Source organism: Pseudooceanicola lipolyticus (assembly GCF_002786325.1).
Lineage (GTDB): Bacteria > Pseudomonadota > Alphaproteobacteria > Rhodobacterales > Rhodobacteraceae > Pseudooceanicola_C > Pseudooceanicola_C lipolyticus.
The window spans coordinates 1-14,210 of sequence record NZ_PGTB01000108.1; the positions used below are offsets into that span (position 1 = coordinate 1).

Genomic DNA, 14,210 nt, shown 5'->3' on the forward strand with positions numbered 1-14,210 from the left:
GGCGAGGCCGCGGCCCCGGCCGCCGAGACGCCGCAGATCGCCCAGCAAGGCGGCGCGCAACCGCAGGTGGTGCATACCAATCCGCAGCAATCCGTGGGCGTGGTGCATTCCGGCACCGTGACGGCGCCCAATGGCGGCGGCCAGGAGCTGGTGCGGCTGGCCTCGGTCGAGGGCGCGGTGCAGCGCGGCTGGATCGACACGGTGAGCCGGACCATCGAGGCGCAGCCGGACGAATCGCTGCGGGTGGTGAAATCCTGGCTGGCAGAGGAGCGGTAAGCCGTGAGCTATGTCTATAACCGCGATTTCGACCAGGAGATCGAGCGCGAGCAGCGCGAAGCCGAGCGGCTGACGCGGGCGTTTTTCACCGAGGAAGACCTGGCTGCGGCAATCGAGAAGGGCCGCGCCGAGGGGATTGCGCAGGGCCGGGCGGAAGGCCGCGCCGAGGCCGAGGCCGAGGCGATGGCCAGCGACCGGCGCCGCTGGGTCGAGCTGCTGGGGGTGCTGAGCGGCCGGGTCGAGGCGGTGATCGCCGCCGCAGATGATCATGTCGACACGCTGGAACAGCAGGTGGTGGCCTTCGTGCTGGCGGTGTTCGAAAAGATCGCCCCCGAATTGCTGAAGGGGCAGGCGGCACAGCGGTCGGAATCGGAAGTGCGCGCCGCCATCGGCCTGGCCCTGGGCAGCGCCCAGCTGCGCATCTTCCTGCCGCCCGATGCCTGCGCGGCGATGGCGACCTCGCTGGAAGAGGCGGCGCGCGATATCGGCCATGACGGCCGTATCGAGGTGCTGCCGGATCCCGAGCTGGCGCCCGGCGATGCCCGGGTCGAATGGGATAACGGGTTCATGGAATACAGCTTTTCCGTGATCTGCACCCGCATATTGACCGCGCTCAGGGCGGCGTCGCTGCTGCCCGAGGCGCCTGAGGACACACCCGACGAGGAGTGAACCGCGTGACCGAAGAAACAGAAAACGCCCCCGAAGGCGACACCAAGGAAGCCCCCGCCGCCCCCGAAGATTCCGGGGCAGAGGGCGAGGGCGGCGCGCTGACCAAACATGCCGGCAGCGGCCGCAATATCGATGCGATGCTGAATGTCGGGTTGCAGGTGCAGATCATCCTGGGCCGCAGCCGGATGCCGATTGCGCAGCTGCTGAAGCTGACGCGGGGATCGGTGATCGAGCTGGACAAGAAGATCGGCGACCCGGTCGAGGTGATGATCAACGACCGGCTGGTGGCGCGCGGCGACCTGGTGAAGCTGCCGGGCGACCGGCTGGGCGTGTCACTGACCGAGATCGTCAAAGACTACGTGTCCGAGGAGTGAGGGATGCGCCGCCCGCTGCCCGTTGCCCTGCGCCCCGGCGTGGCGGTGCTGCTGCTGGCGGTGCTGGGGTTCTGGGCCGGGCCGGGGCTGGCGCAGGACGCCGGATCGGGCCTGCTGTCGGCGATTGGCGACGCGCTGAGCGACGCGCCGCAGGGCTCGGACGAGCGGGCGACGCTGTCGGGGCGGATCCTGCAGCTGATCGCGGTGATGACGGTGCTGTCGATCGCGCCCGGTCTGCTGGTGGTGATGACCTCGTTCACCCGCTTTGTCATCGTGTTTTCGATGCTGCGCTCGGCGCTGGGGCTGAACCAGACGCCGCCCAACATGGTGCTGTCCTCGATGGCGCTGTTCATGACGTTTTTCGTGATGCAGCCGGTTTTCGAGGATGCCTGGGAGGGCGGCATCCAGCCGCTGCTGGACAATGCGATCACCGAGCAGCAGGCGATGGAGCGCATCGGCGGGCCGTTCAAGCAGTTCATGTTCGGCAACACCCGCGAAAAGGACATGGCGCTGTTTGCCGATATCGCCGCCCGCAGCGAGGGGCAGGAAACGGCGCCGGTGGCGACCACCGCCGAAGAGGCCAGCTGGCGGGTGCTGGTGCCGGCCTTCATGATTTCCGAACTGCGGCGGGCGTTTTCCATCGGCTTCCTGATCTATCTGCCGTTTATCGCCATCGACCTGATTGTCGCGTCGATCCTGATGAGCGCCGGCATGATGATGTTGCCGCCGGTGTTGGTGTCGCTGCCGTTCAAAGTGATTTTTTTCGTACTGATTGACGGCTGGTACATGCTGGCCGGGAGTTTGATGGAAGGCTATCTTCCCCTGACTGGGGCGGGGTAAGACATTGGACAGAAAGGATTTAAAATGGCTACCGCGGCGCTGAAACGGGCCAATACCGAAATGCAGGACCGCACCCCGCGCCGCCGCAAGCTGGGCGGGCCGGAAAAGGCGGCGATCCTGTTCCTGTGCCTGGGCGAGAAGCGCGGCTCGGAGCTGATGCAGCAGCTGGACGAGGAAGAGATCCAGAAGATCACCCGCGCGATGTCGCGGCTGGGGGTGATCGATTCGCCGCAGGTCGAGCTGGTGATGACCGAGTTCACCGAAAGCGTGATGAATGGCGGCGCCATTGTCGGATCCTTCTCGGTGGCGGAAAAGCTGCTGCGCAACTTCCTGCCCGGCGAGCAGGTGGACGTGATCCTGAAGGACATTTCCGGCCCGCTGAAGGAACGCGACCTGTGGGCGCGGTTCAGCCAGATCAACGAGACGGTGATCGCCAATTACCTGAAGGGCGAGCATGTGCAGACCGCCGCCGCGATCCTGTCCAACGTCATGCCCGACGTGGCGGCGCGGGTGCTGCCGCTGATGGGGGTCGAGCAGATGCAGGACGTGATCGAGCGGATGATCCGCATGGAGGCGGTGCCCAGCGAGCTGATGAAGGAGATCGAGGAGACCCTGCGCACCGACCTGATGGGCGCGGCGGCGGAATCCTCGGGCCGCGACATGCAGCAGCACATGGCCGAGCTGCTGAACAAGTTCGACCGCGACCTGTTCGACCAGATCGCCCCGGTGCTGGAAGAACGTCTGCCCGAGGCCTTTACCGGCATCAAGCAGAAGATGTTCACCTTCGACGACCTGATCAAGCTGGACGGCATGTCGCTGGCGCGGGTGATGCGCGGGGTGCCGGGCAATACCCTGCCGGTGGCGCTGCGCGGTGCCAGCAAGGAGGTGCGCGATTACTTCCTGGAAGTGCTGCCCGGCCGGTCGCGCGACATGCTGACCGACGAGATGAACAACATGGGCCCGGTGCGCGGCCGCGACGTGCGCACCGCGCAGCTGGCGATGGTGGATTACGCCAAGGAACTGGCCGAGGAAGAGGTGATCACGCTGCCCTCGGATGACGAGGAAGACGACTTTATCTGACGTGGGGTTTGCCCGGGCTTTGCGCTTGGGCAAACGCGTTTTCGTTCTGTGAACGCTCTGAACCGGGTCGGCTCCACGATCCCGGATCTTGTCCGGGACCGCGGGGCGGGGGCCGTGATCAGTAGCCGCCGCGCAGGGCGCTGACGGCGGTGATGTCGATGGTGACCGGCACGAAACTGCCGCCGCTGCCGGCGCTGACCGCGCCGGTCATCAGTTGGACCACCGCGTTGCTGTCGATCGAACTGGTGTCTTGCGCATCCGAGATCAGCAGGAAACGCGAGATCAGCGCTTCGACCTCTTCCGGGTCCTGCAGCTTGGTCAGGTCGTATTTCTCTTCGAAGATCTCGGCCTGGCGGTCGATGTCGATCTGTACCATCTCGGTCGGCAGGCCGAGGGCGGTGCGCATGAAGGTGGCCATTTCGGCGTCTTTCAGGATGTCGAACGGGCCTTCGACCTCGGCCGCCTTGCGGCGGAATTCCAGCGCCGCGCCAACCGCGTCATTCTGTTCCGCCGCGGCGTTGACATAGGCCATGTCGACATAGCGCGCGACGATGCGGTCCTGCCAGGAGGAGAGGATGGTGTTGAGATTGCCTTCGCCGTTTTCACCGAAGCCCATCTCTTCGTAGAGCGCCTTGAAGCGGACATCGGTCAGCTTGTTCACCAGCGCGTCGTCCTCCTCGATATTGCTTTTGAGGATTTTCGACATCATCGCCTTGCCGAAGATCTGGTCTTCCAGGTCGAAGGCTTTCATCACGAAGCTGTAGACCTCGTAATCGTCGATGAACTGGTCGACGGTTTCGATTGCGCCGACCCGTTCGTAGAAGGTTTCGATCGCGCGGCTGTGCTGGGGTTCGGCGCGGAACAGCTGTTGCTGGTTCGCTTCGGTCCGGTCCAGGATCTTGAGGCCCAGATAGCTGGACATGCCGCTGATCGGGATCATCAGCCTACCTTTCTCATCTGGTCCTGGGCGTCGGTGCTGCTGTCGCTTGCGTCCTCGGTTTGCTCGACCGGGGCGATGCTGCGCATCAGCTCGCGTTCGTATTGCATCACCGGGCGCAGCTCGCGCAGGGCCTTGTAATAGTCGTTGCAGCTGACGAAGTTCGCCGCCTCGAAGATATGCGTGATATTGGGCGGGCCGAACACGGTGGCCAGCTCGGCCAGGTTGTGCTGGATCGTCGGCACCAGTTTTTCCCGCAGGTCGGCGCGGGTCAGCGCGGTCTGGATCAGGAAATAGGTCTTGCCGACCGGGCTGACGGTGGAGGAGGCGTCGAGCAGGTCCTTGCCGCGGACCACGTCGGCCTTTTCCTCGATCACGATGCTGTGGCGGCGGCCGGAATTGCGCATCGCGCAGCCATTGACGATGAACCGCTCGTAGGGCTTGAGAGTAAGTTTCAGGACCATGGCTCAGGCGCTCTTCATCAGCGGCATCGGCTGTTCGCTGAGCGCAGTCACGATATTGGCGTTCACGTTGATCAGCGCGCGCACGCCGGCATCGCCGCCGAGCACGCTGGCGGTGGTTTTTTCGACCCAGATCGCCAGCGACAGCAGACCGGCGCGCAGTTCGGGCGACAGGGCATTGCCGGATTCGGACAGGTCGTATTTCAGGATTTGCCAGAATTTCTGGTTATCGGTCAGGGCCTTGCGAAGACCTGAATGCAATACGGTGATGCGTTCGAACGAGCTGCTGGCCTCGTCATAGCGGTCGGCGAAATCTTCCAACTGGCCGGTGATGCTGGCCAGCACGCGGCGTTCGATCTGACGTGGGGATTCGATTTCGCGAAGCGTGCGCTTGTACGCGTTGATGCTCATATTCTGCCCTTCCTGCCCGCAACTTTCTGTGCGGGGTGCCTTCGTAAAAACATGACTGAACGTTGCCCGTCCTTGTCATGCGCTGCCTCTCGTTGGGGGTGGAGGGGGCCCCGTAGGGCCCCGTCCGGTATTCTGTTCACTTCTGCAGGTTCGGGCTGATCACATAAGGCGATGCCAGCCCGAGTTCATCGCCTAGCGGAAAAGGCTCAGGATATTCTGCGGTGCCTGGTTCGCAATCGACAGCGACTGCGTCGCCAGCTGTTGCTGAACCTGGAGCGATTGCAGGCGGGCTGCCTCGGACTCCATGTCGGCATCGACCATCGACCCCACGCCAGCATCAAGCCGGTCGGTCAGGGCACCCAGGAATTCTTTCTGGGTCTCGATGGATTTCTCGGCGATGCCGAGAGCCGTGGCCGAGGAGATCGCGGCGTCCAGCTGCGCTTCTGCGGTCTGCAGAGCGGCTTCCATCAGAGCGGTGGTGGAAGTTGTCGTCAGGTCGATCGCTGCCAGGGCGGATTCGATTGCGCCGAGATCCTGCTGCTGGAAGGTGATCGAAGTCGTCGTAACCGAACCCACAGCGCTACGGCTGATCCCCGTCACGACAGTGACGGTGGCCGTACCGGACACGAGGCTCGTGCCGTTGAACGTGGACTGCGAGATCGTCGTCGAGATCCGCGCAACCAGTTCATCGAGTTCTGCCTGGACGTCTGCGCGCACTTCCGCAGTACCGCCCTGAGCAAATGCAACACGTTCGGCAAATTCCTGCGCCACGTCCTGAACCGTTTCTGCGCCGAGGCGCGCGGTCGAAACCGAGTTCATGGTCAGGGTCAGCGTTTCATCGATCGACTTGTACATCGACGAGTCGCCCTTCATCGTCTCGGAGATCGAGAAGTAGGCGGCGTTGTCTTTGCCGGACTCGATTTTCAGACCCGAGCTGATGCGGCCCTGAGTGGAGTCGAGGTTCTTGTTGATCGATTGCAGGGTTTGCAACGCCGTCATTGCCGACGTGTTGGTGAGAATAGAGGACATTTTCTGTTCCTATATTTGGTCTTTCTCGTAATCGTCTTTCTGACGAAAACGGGACCTGCCCGTGAAAGGGCAAATTGGAGCAGAAGTTTAAAGCCGGGTTAAATTTTAGATCGACTGATCGACCTGTTGCGGGCGTGCCACATCCTGTTTCCGTGGCGACCCACTTGATTCATACAGTCCGCCCAGGCCGTGACGGTCACGGATCCGGGTCAGTTCGCGCACTGCGCGACCGGTGGCCTCGGTCATCCGTTCCAGCAGCTTGTGATCCTTGCGGATCAGGGTGTTGAGCAATTCCAGGCTGTCGCGCAGCCGAGTTGCCTCGTCGCCGCCTTCGCTGAGATGGCGGTTGATGGCATCCGAGGCCTCTTCCAGCTCGGCCAACAGCGCGGCTTTTTGCGGGTAAAGTTCGCGCACGGTTTCCAGCTGGCCGGCGGCGATGGCCGCGATCTCGTCATGCAGCAGCCGCGACAGCCGCTCGATTATCTGGTGTGCGCCGTTCATTCGCCGGTCCTTTCCGGAGTACCCTGATACGAGGCGATCATCGCCTCGACGCTTTGCGCGATGCCGGTCATGCCCTGGCCGGCGATCTGGTCGGCATAGGCGCGGGCGAGAAAGCTGCGCCAGGTTTCTTCGGCATGGCCGCCGCCGAAATTGCCGATATCGACACTTTTCAGCATCTCGTCGACGGTCTGGGTGAGAAACACCGCCTCGAATTCGCGGGCGGCGCTTTGTGCCGCATCGGGGGCCAGCGCGCCGGGCCGGGCATGCATCTGCGCCGTCGCCTGTTGGACCACCATTGCTGTCTTGCCGCTGATTTGCATGGCCAGAGCCCCTTGTCAGATGATTTCCAGGTCGGCGTGCAGCGCCCCGGCCGCCTTGATCGCCTGCAGGATCGAGATGGTTTCGGTGGCGCCGACGCCGATGGCGTTCAGCCCGTCGACCAGCCGTTGCAGGCTGACATCGCCTTCGAGGATCGAGAACTTGGTTTCGCGTTCGACCACATTGACCGTGGTTTCCGGGATCACCACGGTGGTGCCGCCGATCGACAGCGGTTCCGGCTGGCTGACGGTGATGTCCTCTCGCACGGTGACGGTGAGGCCGCCCTGGCTGACCGCGACCTGGTCGATCCGGACATTGGCACCGATCACGATGGTGCCCGAGCGGGCATCGATCACCACGCGGGCGGGCGAGTCGGGCTGGACCTGCAGGTTTTCGATATCGGCCATCAGCAGCGGCACGTTTTCCTTGCCGTGCAGTTCGATCTCGACGGTGGTGGGATCCAGCGGCACCGCGCGGCGGCCGCCCAGTTCCTGGTTGATTGCATCGGCCACCCGCACGGCGGTGGTGAAATCGGGATTGCGCAGGGCGACGCGGACCGAGTCCAGGTCGTTCAGGCGGAACTGGATTTCGTTTTCCACCGTGGCGCCGTTTTCGATCCGGGCGACGGTGGGCACGCCTTCGACGATCGAAGCGTTGATACCCTGCGCGGCATAGCCGGCCACCGCGATCGGGCCCTGGGCCACCGCGTAGACCTCGCCATCGGCGCCGGTGAGCGGGGTGACCACCAGGGTGCCGCCGCGCAGCGAGGTGGCGTCGCCCAGCGACGAAACCACCACGTCGATGGTGGCGCCGCGCCGCGCGAAGGGCGGCAGCATCGCGGTCACCATCACGGCGGCGGTGTTCTGGGTTTTCATGTCGTCTTCGGAGAGGTTGCCGACGCCCAGCCGTTCCAGCATGCCTTCGATGCTTTTCTGGGTGAAGGGGCTGTTGCGCAGCCGGTCGCCGGTGCCGTTCAGGCCGACCACCAACCCATAGCCGACCAGCTGGTTTTCCCGCACCCCTTCGAACATCGCGATGTCCTTGATACGCACATCGGCCTGCACGGCCGAGACCAGCGCGACAAGCAGGACGGTCAGGAGGGGCAGGCGCATTCCGGCGGCTCCGGGGTGATGGGGATGGCCACGGCGATCCGCGACCTTTCCATGATTAAACTACAAGTATTGGGTGATAATCAAGTACAGAAAAGAAGTGTCTAAAGGATAGGCGGTCTTTTAGTTGACTATCCTTGCCGATTGTTCTTATGATGCGTTAACGATCCGCGCCACACGGGCGGGGACAGGCGAGCAGGGGACGGAATGCACGTTTATCTGTATCAGGTGGGAAGCGGCGGCAGGCCGCTTCTGGACGAGCTGCACTCTGAGCGGATGCGCCCGGTGGAGATCGGACCGCAGTTTTTCAACGGCGACCTGCGGCTGCTGAACCGGGCCGGCCATGACAGCCATGCGTTTCTGCTGTCGGCGGGGCCCGACCTGATCGACCAGATCACCCGCCTGCGCCGCGCCGGCTGCGGCCATCCGATCCTGGTGCTGCGCGACCGCGCGGATCCCGAGAATGCCACGCGGGCGCTGGATGCCGGGGCGGATGACGATATTGTCACCCCGGTGCGGGCGCTGGAGCTGAAGGCGCGGATCAACGCGGTGCTGCGCCGGGCCCATGGCCACGCCGCCGACAGCGTGTCGGTGGGCGAGGTGAAAGCATTTTTCGACGGGCGCGATCCCGAGGTCAGCGGCCATCGGGTGAAACTGTCGCGGCGCGAGCACATGATCTTTCAGCAGCTGGTGCTGAACGTGCGGCGGGTGGTGTCCAAGGCGGCGATCTATGACGCGGTCTATGGCATGTCCGACGAGCAGCCGTTCGACAAGGTGATCGACGTCTATATCTGCAAGATCCGCAAGAAGCTGGGCCAGGCCGCGGTCTCGGGCCACCAGTATATCGAAACCGTGCATGGCCGCGGCTATAAGCTGGACGCGGCCGAGACCGAGATGCGCCCGGTGGCGGCGGCGGGCTAGGCCGCCCCGGCCCCGTAACGGGGCCTCGGATCAGACCAGGAAGTTCAGCAGCGACAGGTTCATCAGCCGGGCGGTCACCGCGTAGCTGGATTGCAGCTGGGTTTCCAGCTGGCTGAGCCGGGTGGCGGCCTCGTAGGGATCGACCGCTTCCAGCGCCAGGATCCGGCTGTTGTAGATGTCGTTCACGTCTTCCAGCGCGGTGCTGGTGTCCTCGACCAGCTTCTGCTGGGCGCCCAGCTGGGTTTCGGCGGCCAGCACGCCACCGATGCCGACGGAAATCGCATCCACCGCCTCGGTCACATAGGCGGCATAGGCGTCGGGATCGGCGATCTGCGAGACATCGACCGCGGCCAGCATGGTCAGCCCGCGCATCAGGTCGGTGAAGGCGGCGTCATTGGCCTGCACGCCGTAATTGAGGGTCACGCCCTCGTCGATCAGCGCGACCACCCGTTCCTGCGGGGCGCCGCCGGCGGTCAGCGCCGGGGTCCCGTTATAGAAGCTGGCCTCGTAATGCAGGTCGGGATTGGCGTGGGTGTTGTCGAAGACGGTGGCGATTTCGGCCACCATCGCCTGCGCCTGGGCCTGGGTGGTGGGGCCGGTGCCGGTGATCGAGGTCAGCACATCGGCGGGGGAGAGGCCGGTATCGGCATCGGGCTGGGTCCAGTTCTGCACCGCGACGGTGTCGCTGTCGATCCCGGCGAACAGGGCGTTGCCCTGATAGCGGCTGTTCAGCGTGGTGGTGATCTGGTTCAGCGCGGCGATGGCGCTGTCCTGCAATTGCGCCACCAGCGCGCCGGGGGAATCGCGGTTGCCGGCGGCAAGCGAAAGGAAATCCTCGCCGGTGCTGCGGATCTGGCCCAATGACTGCGCCATCACTTCCATCCGGCCGGACAGCAGCGAATTGGTGGTGGTAAAGGCGGTGTTGCGGTCGATCTGGCTGCGCAGCAGCACGGATTCGGCCGCGGCCTCGCCCAGATCGCCGAAGACATCGGCCTTGAGGCCGGTGCTGACCTCTTGTTCGGCCTTCATCATTTCCTGGGTCAGCCGCGCCGTCGACCGCCGCCGGGTCAGCGTCGATTGCAGGGTCGAGACATTGGCAAGAAGGTCGGTCATGTCCGGGGCTTTCGCATCAGACCGCGGCCAGCAGGACGTCGAGCATCTGCGACAGCGTGCTCACCACCTGGGAATTCGCGGCATAGGTCTTTTCGATCAGCAGCAACTGCTGCAGCTCGTCATCGATATTGACGCCCTGGGCGTTCAGCCGCGCGGCATCGATGCTGGAGGTCGAGGCGACCAGCGCCTGTTGCTGGTCGCTGGCCTCGGCGCGGATGTTCTGCTGTTGGGCGATCATCGCCGCGCCATATTCGGTCAGCGTGATGTCCGACGAGATCCCGGTGGCGCCGTCAAAGCTGTGCTGGGCGTTCATCCCGTCGATAAAGGCGCCGATCTGGGCGGTGCTGCTGGCGCTGCCGGGAGCGGTGGCGCCGATGCCGTCGCGCAGCCGCCACAGCGCGCCGCCCTGATCCGGCATCACCGCAGTGTTCACCGCGATCCGGCCGGCCAGCCCGGTCAGCTGTGCCGGGTCATAGGCCAGCCCGTCATCGGTGAACAGCCCGGCATCGCCGGGGGTCAGCGTGGCATCGGCATCTTCGAAGGTTTCGATCACCGTGCGGGCGAATTCATCGAGCTGCAACCGCATCTGCGGCAGCGTGTCGTTCAACAGCTCGACATGGCCGACCAGCCGGCCTTCGCTCAGGCCATTGGTGGTTCCGGGCGAGATATCGGCGCCATCGGCGCGCAGGGTGCCGTCGCCGACCGTATAGCTGATCGGGTAGACGGTTTCACCCTCGACCAGGCGCAGGCCGCCCGGCGTCAGCAGGTCGATCTGGCCGGTGTTGTCGGTATCGGTGCGGAAATCCATATAGCCGGCCAGGGCGTTCAGCGTTTCGGACATCTGGTCCTGCAGCGTCGCCATCAGCTCGGAATCCGGGCTGGCCTGCGCGATCCGCCGGTTCAGCCCCGAAACCTTGGTCATCAGGTCGTTGACCTGGGTCAGGTCGGCGCCGATCGCGTCCCGCGTTTCCTTCGAGGTGATGTCGAGTTCGTCCGAGAGCGTGTTCAGCCCGCTGGCCAGGCTTTGCGCCGCGGTCAGCGTGCCTTGTTGTCCGGCGACATTGGAGGGGTCGTTGAACAGCAGGTCGAAATTGTCCTGCAACTCGTTCAGGCGCTGCACCGGCGAGCCGCTTTCGCCCAGCCCGCCCAGCAGCGAGGTATAGGCCGTAAGGCCCGAGGCGATGGCCTCCTGGCGTTCCAGCTTGGCCAGCTCTTCGCGATACATGCGATTGAGCGCCTCGTCGGATTCCCGGCGCACGCCAATGGCGACGGCGGCGCCGCCGGCCATGGTTTCCCGGGTCAGGCTGCGCCGGCCGTAACTTTCGTTATCGGCATTGGCGATGTTGCCCGACACCATTTCGGCCCATTGCGAGGTTGCGGACAGCCCGGTGCGGGAAATGTTAAACGCGTTAATAATACTCATCGGGCGGCCCCTTTGGCCTGGTCAGGATCAGCGTTTGAGCGCCGTGGTTTCCTCCATCATCTGGTCGACGGTGGTGATGATCTTGGCGTTGGAGGAATAGGCGCGCTGGGTCTGGATCAGCATGGTGAGTTCTTCCGCCAGCTCGACATTGGAGGCCTCAAGCGCGCCGGCGGTGATCGAGCCGGCAGTGCCGGTGCCGGCGGTGTTCAGCTGGAAGTCACCCGAGGATTGGGTGGGGATATAGGCGTTGCCATCGACCTGGCGCAGGCCATCGGGATTGGTCACCTCGGCCAGCGGGATGTTGTACAGCAGGCGGCGGGCGCTGTTGTCGAAGACGCCGTAGAGATCGCCGCTTTCGTCGATTTCAAAGCGCACCAGCTGGCCGGATTCGAACCCGTCCAGGGTGGATTCGACCGGGGTGTAATCGCCGGCGAACTGGGTCATGCCGGTATTGGTGCCCGGCGCGCCGAGTTCGATGGTGACCTGCTGCGGCGTGGTGCCGTTGTTGATGGTCAGCGTCGCGGTGCCGGTGGTGGCGTCAAAGGCGAATGCGGCGGGCGCGGTGGCGGTCGAGGTCACGTTGGTATAGCTGGCCGGGGAGCCGGCGGTGGCGCCGCTGTCGGCGAAGGTGACATCGACAGAGCCGAGCGCCGTGCCTTCGGCGGACAGTTCAAGCTGCCACTGGTTCGGCGTGGTCGACGGGGTCCAGGCGAATTCCAGCATCTCGGCACCGCCGAGCGCGGTGTAATATTCCTGCGAGGTGACGAAGGTTTCTTGGGTGCTGGTGGCGCCGGTCTGCTGTGCCGGGAGGTTGCCGCTGGCGCTGATGGCGGTGGTTGCCTCGCCATTGATCACCGCGCTGCTGACATTCACCGTGGTCAGGTCGTTGAACGAGGTCCGGTCGACCGCGCCCAGAAGGCCCATTTCGTCATATTCGAAGCCGGAGAGGTAGAGACCGGCGGCGTTGCGCAGATTGCCGTCCTGGTCAACGGTGAAGGAGCCGGCGCGGGTCAGCGCGAAATTCGACGCCTCGGTCTCGTTGGCGTTCTGGGTGACCACGAAGAAACCTTCGCCGCTGATCGCCAGGTCGGAATCGATGCCGGTGGTGCGCGGCGTGCCTTCCACCGAGATCTCGGACCGGCTGGCGGCGCGGACGCCGGCGGTGCCGGCAGCCTCGTTCCCGGAAGAGGGCGCGGTGGTGACCATTTGGGCAAAGGTGCGGCGATAGCCATCGGTATTGGCGTTGGCGATGTTGGACGAAATATGACCAACGGCAGAGGAGTTTGCCAGAAGTCCGCTCACCCCGGTCTGCATCGCGTTCGATATGCTCATTTGGTCCCCCGTGTTCCGGTCTGCGCATTATTTGGTTGAAAGATAGGCCATGAACATTTCATGGCGGTTAAAGAACTGAATTATTTTCACCGACAGGCGAATCTTGGCGAATCGCCGATCAATTCTTGAGGGCCTCGAGCGCCTGCAAGGTGCGCCCGGCATTGTCGACCCGTTCCCGCGCCGAGGCTTCGCGCAGCGGCAGCAGGGCGGGGGCCTCTTCGGTGATGCTTTGGGCGATATAGGCCCATTGCGGGCTTTCGCTGAGTTCCGGGAATTGCCGGGCCATGGCCAGCGTCGTTGCCCGGTCGCCGGCGCGATAGGCCGACAGCAGCAGGCGCACGGTGTCGCCGAAGGCCATGTCGGTGCCGGCACGTTCGAGGATCTCGGTATAGGCAGCCTGCGCCGCGGGCCAGTTCTGCTGTCCGAACAGGGCGGCGGCGCGCAGCCGCAGATAGTGCAGCGTGGGTTCGGCAACGTGGATGTCGACCAACTGTTCGGCCTCGCCGCGCTCGGCATAGAACCGGGCCTTCAGCAGGTTCAACTGATTGCCGAGCGCCGGATCGTTGCTGCGCAGGCCCTCGGCCAGCAGGTAGGAAAGCGGGTCAAGCTGGCCGCCCCGGTAAAACGCCTCGGCCTGTTTCAGGCGCAGCGCGTCCAGGCGCAGGTCGTCGGTGTCGACGATGCCCAGATCCTGCGCCACCAGCAGATAATCATGGGTGTCGCGGTATTCGTCCGAGGCCGCCATGGTGGCGCCGGCGGCGAGAAACCGGTCGGCCAGCTGTTCGGTGGCAAGGTCGAAGCCGGGTTCAAAGCGATAGTCCATGGCGACGCGCCGATGGCCGGAGAGGAATTCTGCCAGCGGAATCTCGCCCCGGGCGCCGCGGGCGTAAAACTCTGTCCACAGGCTGCGCGCCTGTTGCCGGGCCAGCGCCGCCTGCGGCGAATCCGGATGGCGGGTGACGATGGCAGCGAAGAGTTCCAGCGCGGCGACCGGATCGTCCAGTTCCATTTCCAGCGCCGCGCGCCGTTGCAGCAGGGCGATGGCGTGGCTGTCGCCGCTCCAGGCAGCGCTGGCCTGGGCCATAAGGCGGCGCGCGTCCTCCTTGGCCAGCGTGCCGCTGTCCAGCCCCAGCTCGATCAGCGCCACCCGCGCCAGATGCGCCCAGAGATCTCCGCCTTCGCCGGCGGCGCGGAAATAGTCGAAGGCCGACAGCAGGTCGCCCCCGGCCTGCGCGGTGCGGCCCAGCAGGTAGCCATAGGCGGGGCTTTCGCGCAGGGAGTCAAAGCTGCCGAAACGGGCGGCCAGCGCCCGCGCGGTGTCCCAGCGTGCCGCGGTCACCGCCACATCCAGCAGGGCGGGCAGCAGTTCCTCCTGCATTCGGGGCGAGAGGTGGTCGAGCCGCGCCGCCGCCGGGG

17 protein-coding genes are annotated in these 14,210 nt (G+C 64.7%); 6 read left to right on the top strand and 11 right to left on the bottom strand.

Annotated elements, in window-relative coordinates; translation table 11 throughout:
• The 5 genes from CVM52_RS27015 to CVM52_RS18395 all read left to right on the top strand — a co-directional run.
• The coding region (locus tag CVM52_RS27015; RefSeq protein ID WP_370741611.1) for a hypothetical protein at nt 1-276 on the top strand (276 nt) is incomplete at its 5' end.
• 3 nt (nt 277-279) lie between these two features.
• Nucleotides 280-945, top strand: coding sequence for a FliH/SctL family protein (locus tag CVM52_RS18380; protein ID WP_100163894.1), 666 nt, complete (start codon nt 280-282; stop codon nt 943-945).
• 5 nt (nt 946-950) lie between these two features.
• Nucleotides 951-1,319 (top strand): FliM/FliN family flagellar motor switch protein, encoded by a 369-nt coding sequence (locus tag CVM52_RS27760; protein ID WP_240620997.1) that lies wholly within the window; start codon nt 951-953, stop codon nt 1,317-1,319.
• A gap of 3 nt (nt 1,320-1,322) precedes the next feature.
• Complete coding sequence (gene fliP, locus CVM52_RS18390; protein WP_100163895.1) at nt 1,323-2,159, top strand: flagellar type III secretion system pore protein FliP; 837 nt, start codon at nt 1,323-1,325, stop codon at nt 2,157-2,159.
• A 24-nt stretch (nt 2,160-2,183) separates the two neighbouring features.
• Complete coding sequence (locus tag CVM52_RS18395) at nt 2,184-3,239, top strand: flagellar motor switch protein FliG (RefSeq protein WP_100163896.1); 1,056 nt, start codon at nt 2,184-2,186, stop codon at nt 3,237-3,239.
• Between the two features lie 118 nt (nt 3,240-3,357).
• Here CVM52_RS18395 and CVM52_RS18400 read toward each other — a convergent pair whose 3' ends face one another.
• The 7 genes from CVM52_RS18400 to CVM52_RS18430 form a co-directional block, all read right to left on the bottom strand.
• Complete coding sequence (locus CVM52_RS18400) at nt 3,358-4,179, bottom strand: DUF1217 domain-containing protein (RefSeq protein ID WP_100163897.1); 822 nt, start codon at nt 4,177-4,179, stop codon at nt 3,358-3,360.
• Entirely contained in the window at nt 4,179-4,640 is a 462-nt protein-coding gene (locus CVM52_RS18405) for a flagellar biosynthesis repressor FlbT (RefSeq protein WP_100163898.1), read from the bottom strand. Before CVM52_RS18405 ends, CVM52_RS18400 begins: the two co-directional genes overlap by 1 nt.
• 3 nt (nt 4,641-4,643) lie before the next feature.
• Entirely contained in the window at nt 4,644-5,048 is a 405-nt protein-coding gene (locus CVM52_RS18410) for a flagellar biosynthesis regulator FlaF (RefSeq protein ID WP_100163899.1), read from the bottom strand.
• Nucleotides 5,049-5,240: 192 nt separating this feature from the next.
• A complete protein-coding gene (locus tag CVM52_RS18415; RefSeq protein WP_100163900.1) occupies nt 5,241-6,077 on the bottom strand; it encodes a flagellin N-terminal helical domain-containing protein in 837 nt (278 codons plus the stop codon).
• 105 nt (nt 6,078-6,182) lie between these two features.
• Nucleotides 6,183-6,578: a hypothetical protein gene (locus CVM52_RS18420; RefSeq protein ID WP_100163901.1), complete on the bottom strand. Its 396-nt coding sequence runs from the start codon at nt 6,576-6,578 to the stop codon at nt 6,183-6,185.
• The gene (locus CVM52_RS18425) at nt 6,575-6,898 is read right to left on the bottom strand and encodes a rod-binding protein (RefSeq protein ID WP_100163902.1); all 324 of its coding nucleotides are present in this window, start codon (nt 6,896-6,898) and stop codon (nt 6,575-6,577) included. Before CVM52_RS18425 ends, CVM52_RS18420 begins: the two co-directional genes overlap by 4 nt.
• A 15-nt stretch (nt 6,899-6,913) precedes the next feature.
• Complete coding sequence (locus tag CVM52_RS18430) at nt 6,914-8,008, bottom strand: flagellar basal body P-ring protein FlgI (protein WP_100163903.1); 1,095 nt, start codon at nt 8,006-8,008, stop codon at nt 6,914-6,916.
• A gap of 204 nt (nt 8,009-8,212) precedes the next feature.
• On the opposite strand from CVM52_RS18430, the gene CVM52_RS18435 reads away from it, so the two are divergent.
• Nucleotides 8,213-8,926, top strand: a complete 714-nt coding sequence (locus CVM52_RS18435; protein WP_100163904.1) for a response regulator transcription factor — start codon at nt 8,213-8,215, stop codon at nt 8,924-8,926.
• A gap of 30 nt (nt 8,927-8,956) precedes the next feature.
• Here the strand turns inward: CVM52_RS18435 and CVM52_RS18440 are convergent, their stop codons facing one another.
• From CVM52_RS18440 to CVM52_RS27020, 4 genes are all read right to left on the bottom strand, one after another.
• Nucleotides 8,957-10,039, bottom strand: coding sequence for a flagellin (locus CVM52_RS18440; RefSeq protein WP_100163905.1), 1,083 nt, complete (start codon nt 10,037-10,039; stop codon nt 8,957-8,959).
• A gap of 16 nt (nt 10,040-10,055) precedes the next feature.
• Nucleotides 10,056-11,462, bottom strand: coding sequence for a flagellar hook-associated protein FlgK (gene flgK / locus CVM52_RS18445; protein WP_100163906.1), 1,407 nt, complete (start codon nt 11,460-11,462; stop codon nt 10,056-10,058).
• A gap of 27 nt (nt 11,463-11,489) precedes the next feature.
• Nucleotides 11,490-12,794, bottom strand: coding sequence for a flagellar hook protein FlgE (locus CVM52_RS18450; RefSeq protein WP_100163907.1), 1,305 nt, complete (start codon nt 12,792-12,794; stop codon nt 11,490-11,492).
• A gap of 118 nt (nt 12,795-12,912) precedes the next feature.
• A partial coding sequence (locus CVM52_RS27020) for a tetratricopeptide repeat protein (protein WP_172721038.1) occupies nt 12,913-14,210 on the bottom strand: 1,298 nt, incomplete at its 5' end.

Coding starts and splice junctions, on each gene's coding strand:
- fliP (WP_100163895.1), top strand. CDS start 1,323: ATGCGCCGCCCGCTGCCCGTTGCCCTGCGCCCCGGCGTGGCGGTGCTG.
- CVM52_RS18395 (WP_100163896.1), top strand. CDS start 2,184: ATGGCTACCGCGGCGCTGAAACGGGCCAATACCGAAATGCAGGACCGC.
- CVM52_RS18400 (WP_100163897.1), bottom strand. CDS start 4,179: ATGATCCCGATCAGCGGCATGTCCAGCTATCTGGGCCTCAAGATCCTG.
- CVM52_RS18405 (WP_100163898.1), bottom strand. CDS start 4,640: ATGGTCCTGAAACTTACTCTCAAGCCCTACGAGCGGTTCATCGTCAAT.
- CVM52_RS18410 (WP_100163899.1), bottom strand. CDS start 5,048: ATGAGCATCAACGCGTACAAGCGCACGCTTCGCGAAATCGAATCCCCA.
- CVM52_RS18415 (WP_100163900.1), bottom strand. CDS start 6,077: ATGTCCTCTATTCTCACCAACACGTCGGCAATGACGGCGTTGCAAACC.
- CVM52_RS18420 (WP_100163901.1), bottom strand. CDS start 6,578: ATGAACGGCGCACACCAGATAATCGAGCGGCTGTCGCGGCTGCTGCAT.
- CVM52_RS18425 (WP_100163902.1), bottom strand. CDS start 6,898: ATGCAAATCAGCGGCAAGACAGCAATGGTGGTCCAACAGGCGACGGCG.
- CVM52_RS18430 (WP_100163903.1), bottom strand. CDS start 8,008: ATGCGCCTGCCCCTCCTGACCGTCCTGCTTGTCGCGCTGGTCTCGGCC.
- CVM52_RS18435 (WP_100163904.1), top strand. CDS start 8,213: ATGCACGTTTATCTGTATCAGGTGGGAAGCGGCGGCAGGCCGCTTCTG.
- CVM52_RS18440 (WP_100163905.1), bottom strand. CDS start 10,039: ATGACCGACCTTCTTGCCAATGTCTCGACCCTGCAATCGACGCTGACC.
- flgK (WP_100163906.1), bottom strand. CDS start 11,462: ATGAGTATTATTAACGCGTTTAACATTTCCCGCACCGGGCTGTCCGCA.
- CVM52_RS18450 (WP_100163907.1), bottom strand. CDS start 12,794: ATGAGCATATCGAACGCGATGCAGACCGGGGTGAGCGGACTTCTGGCA.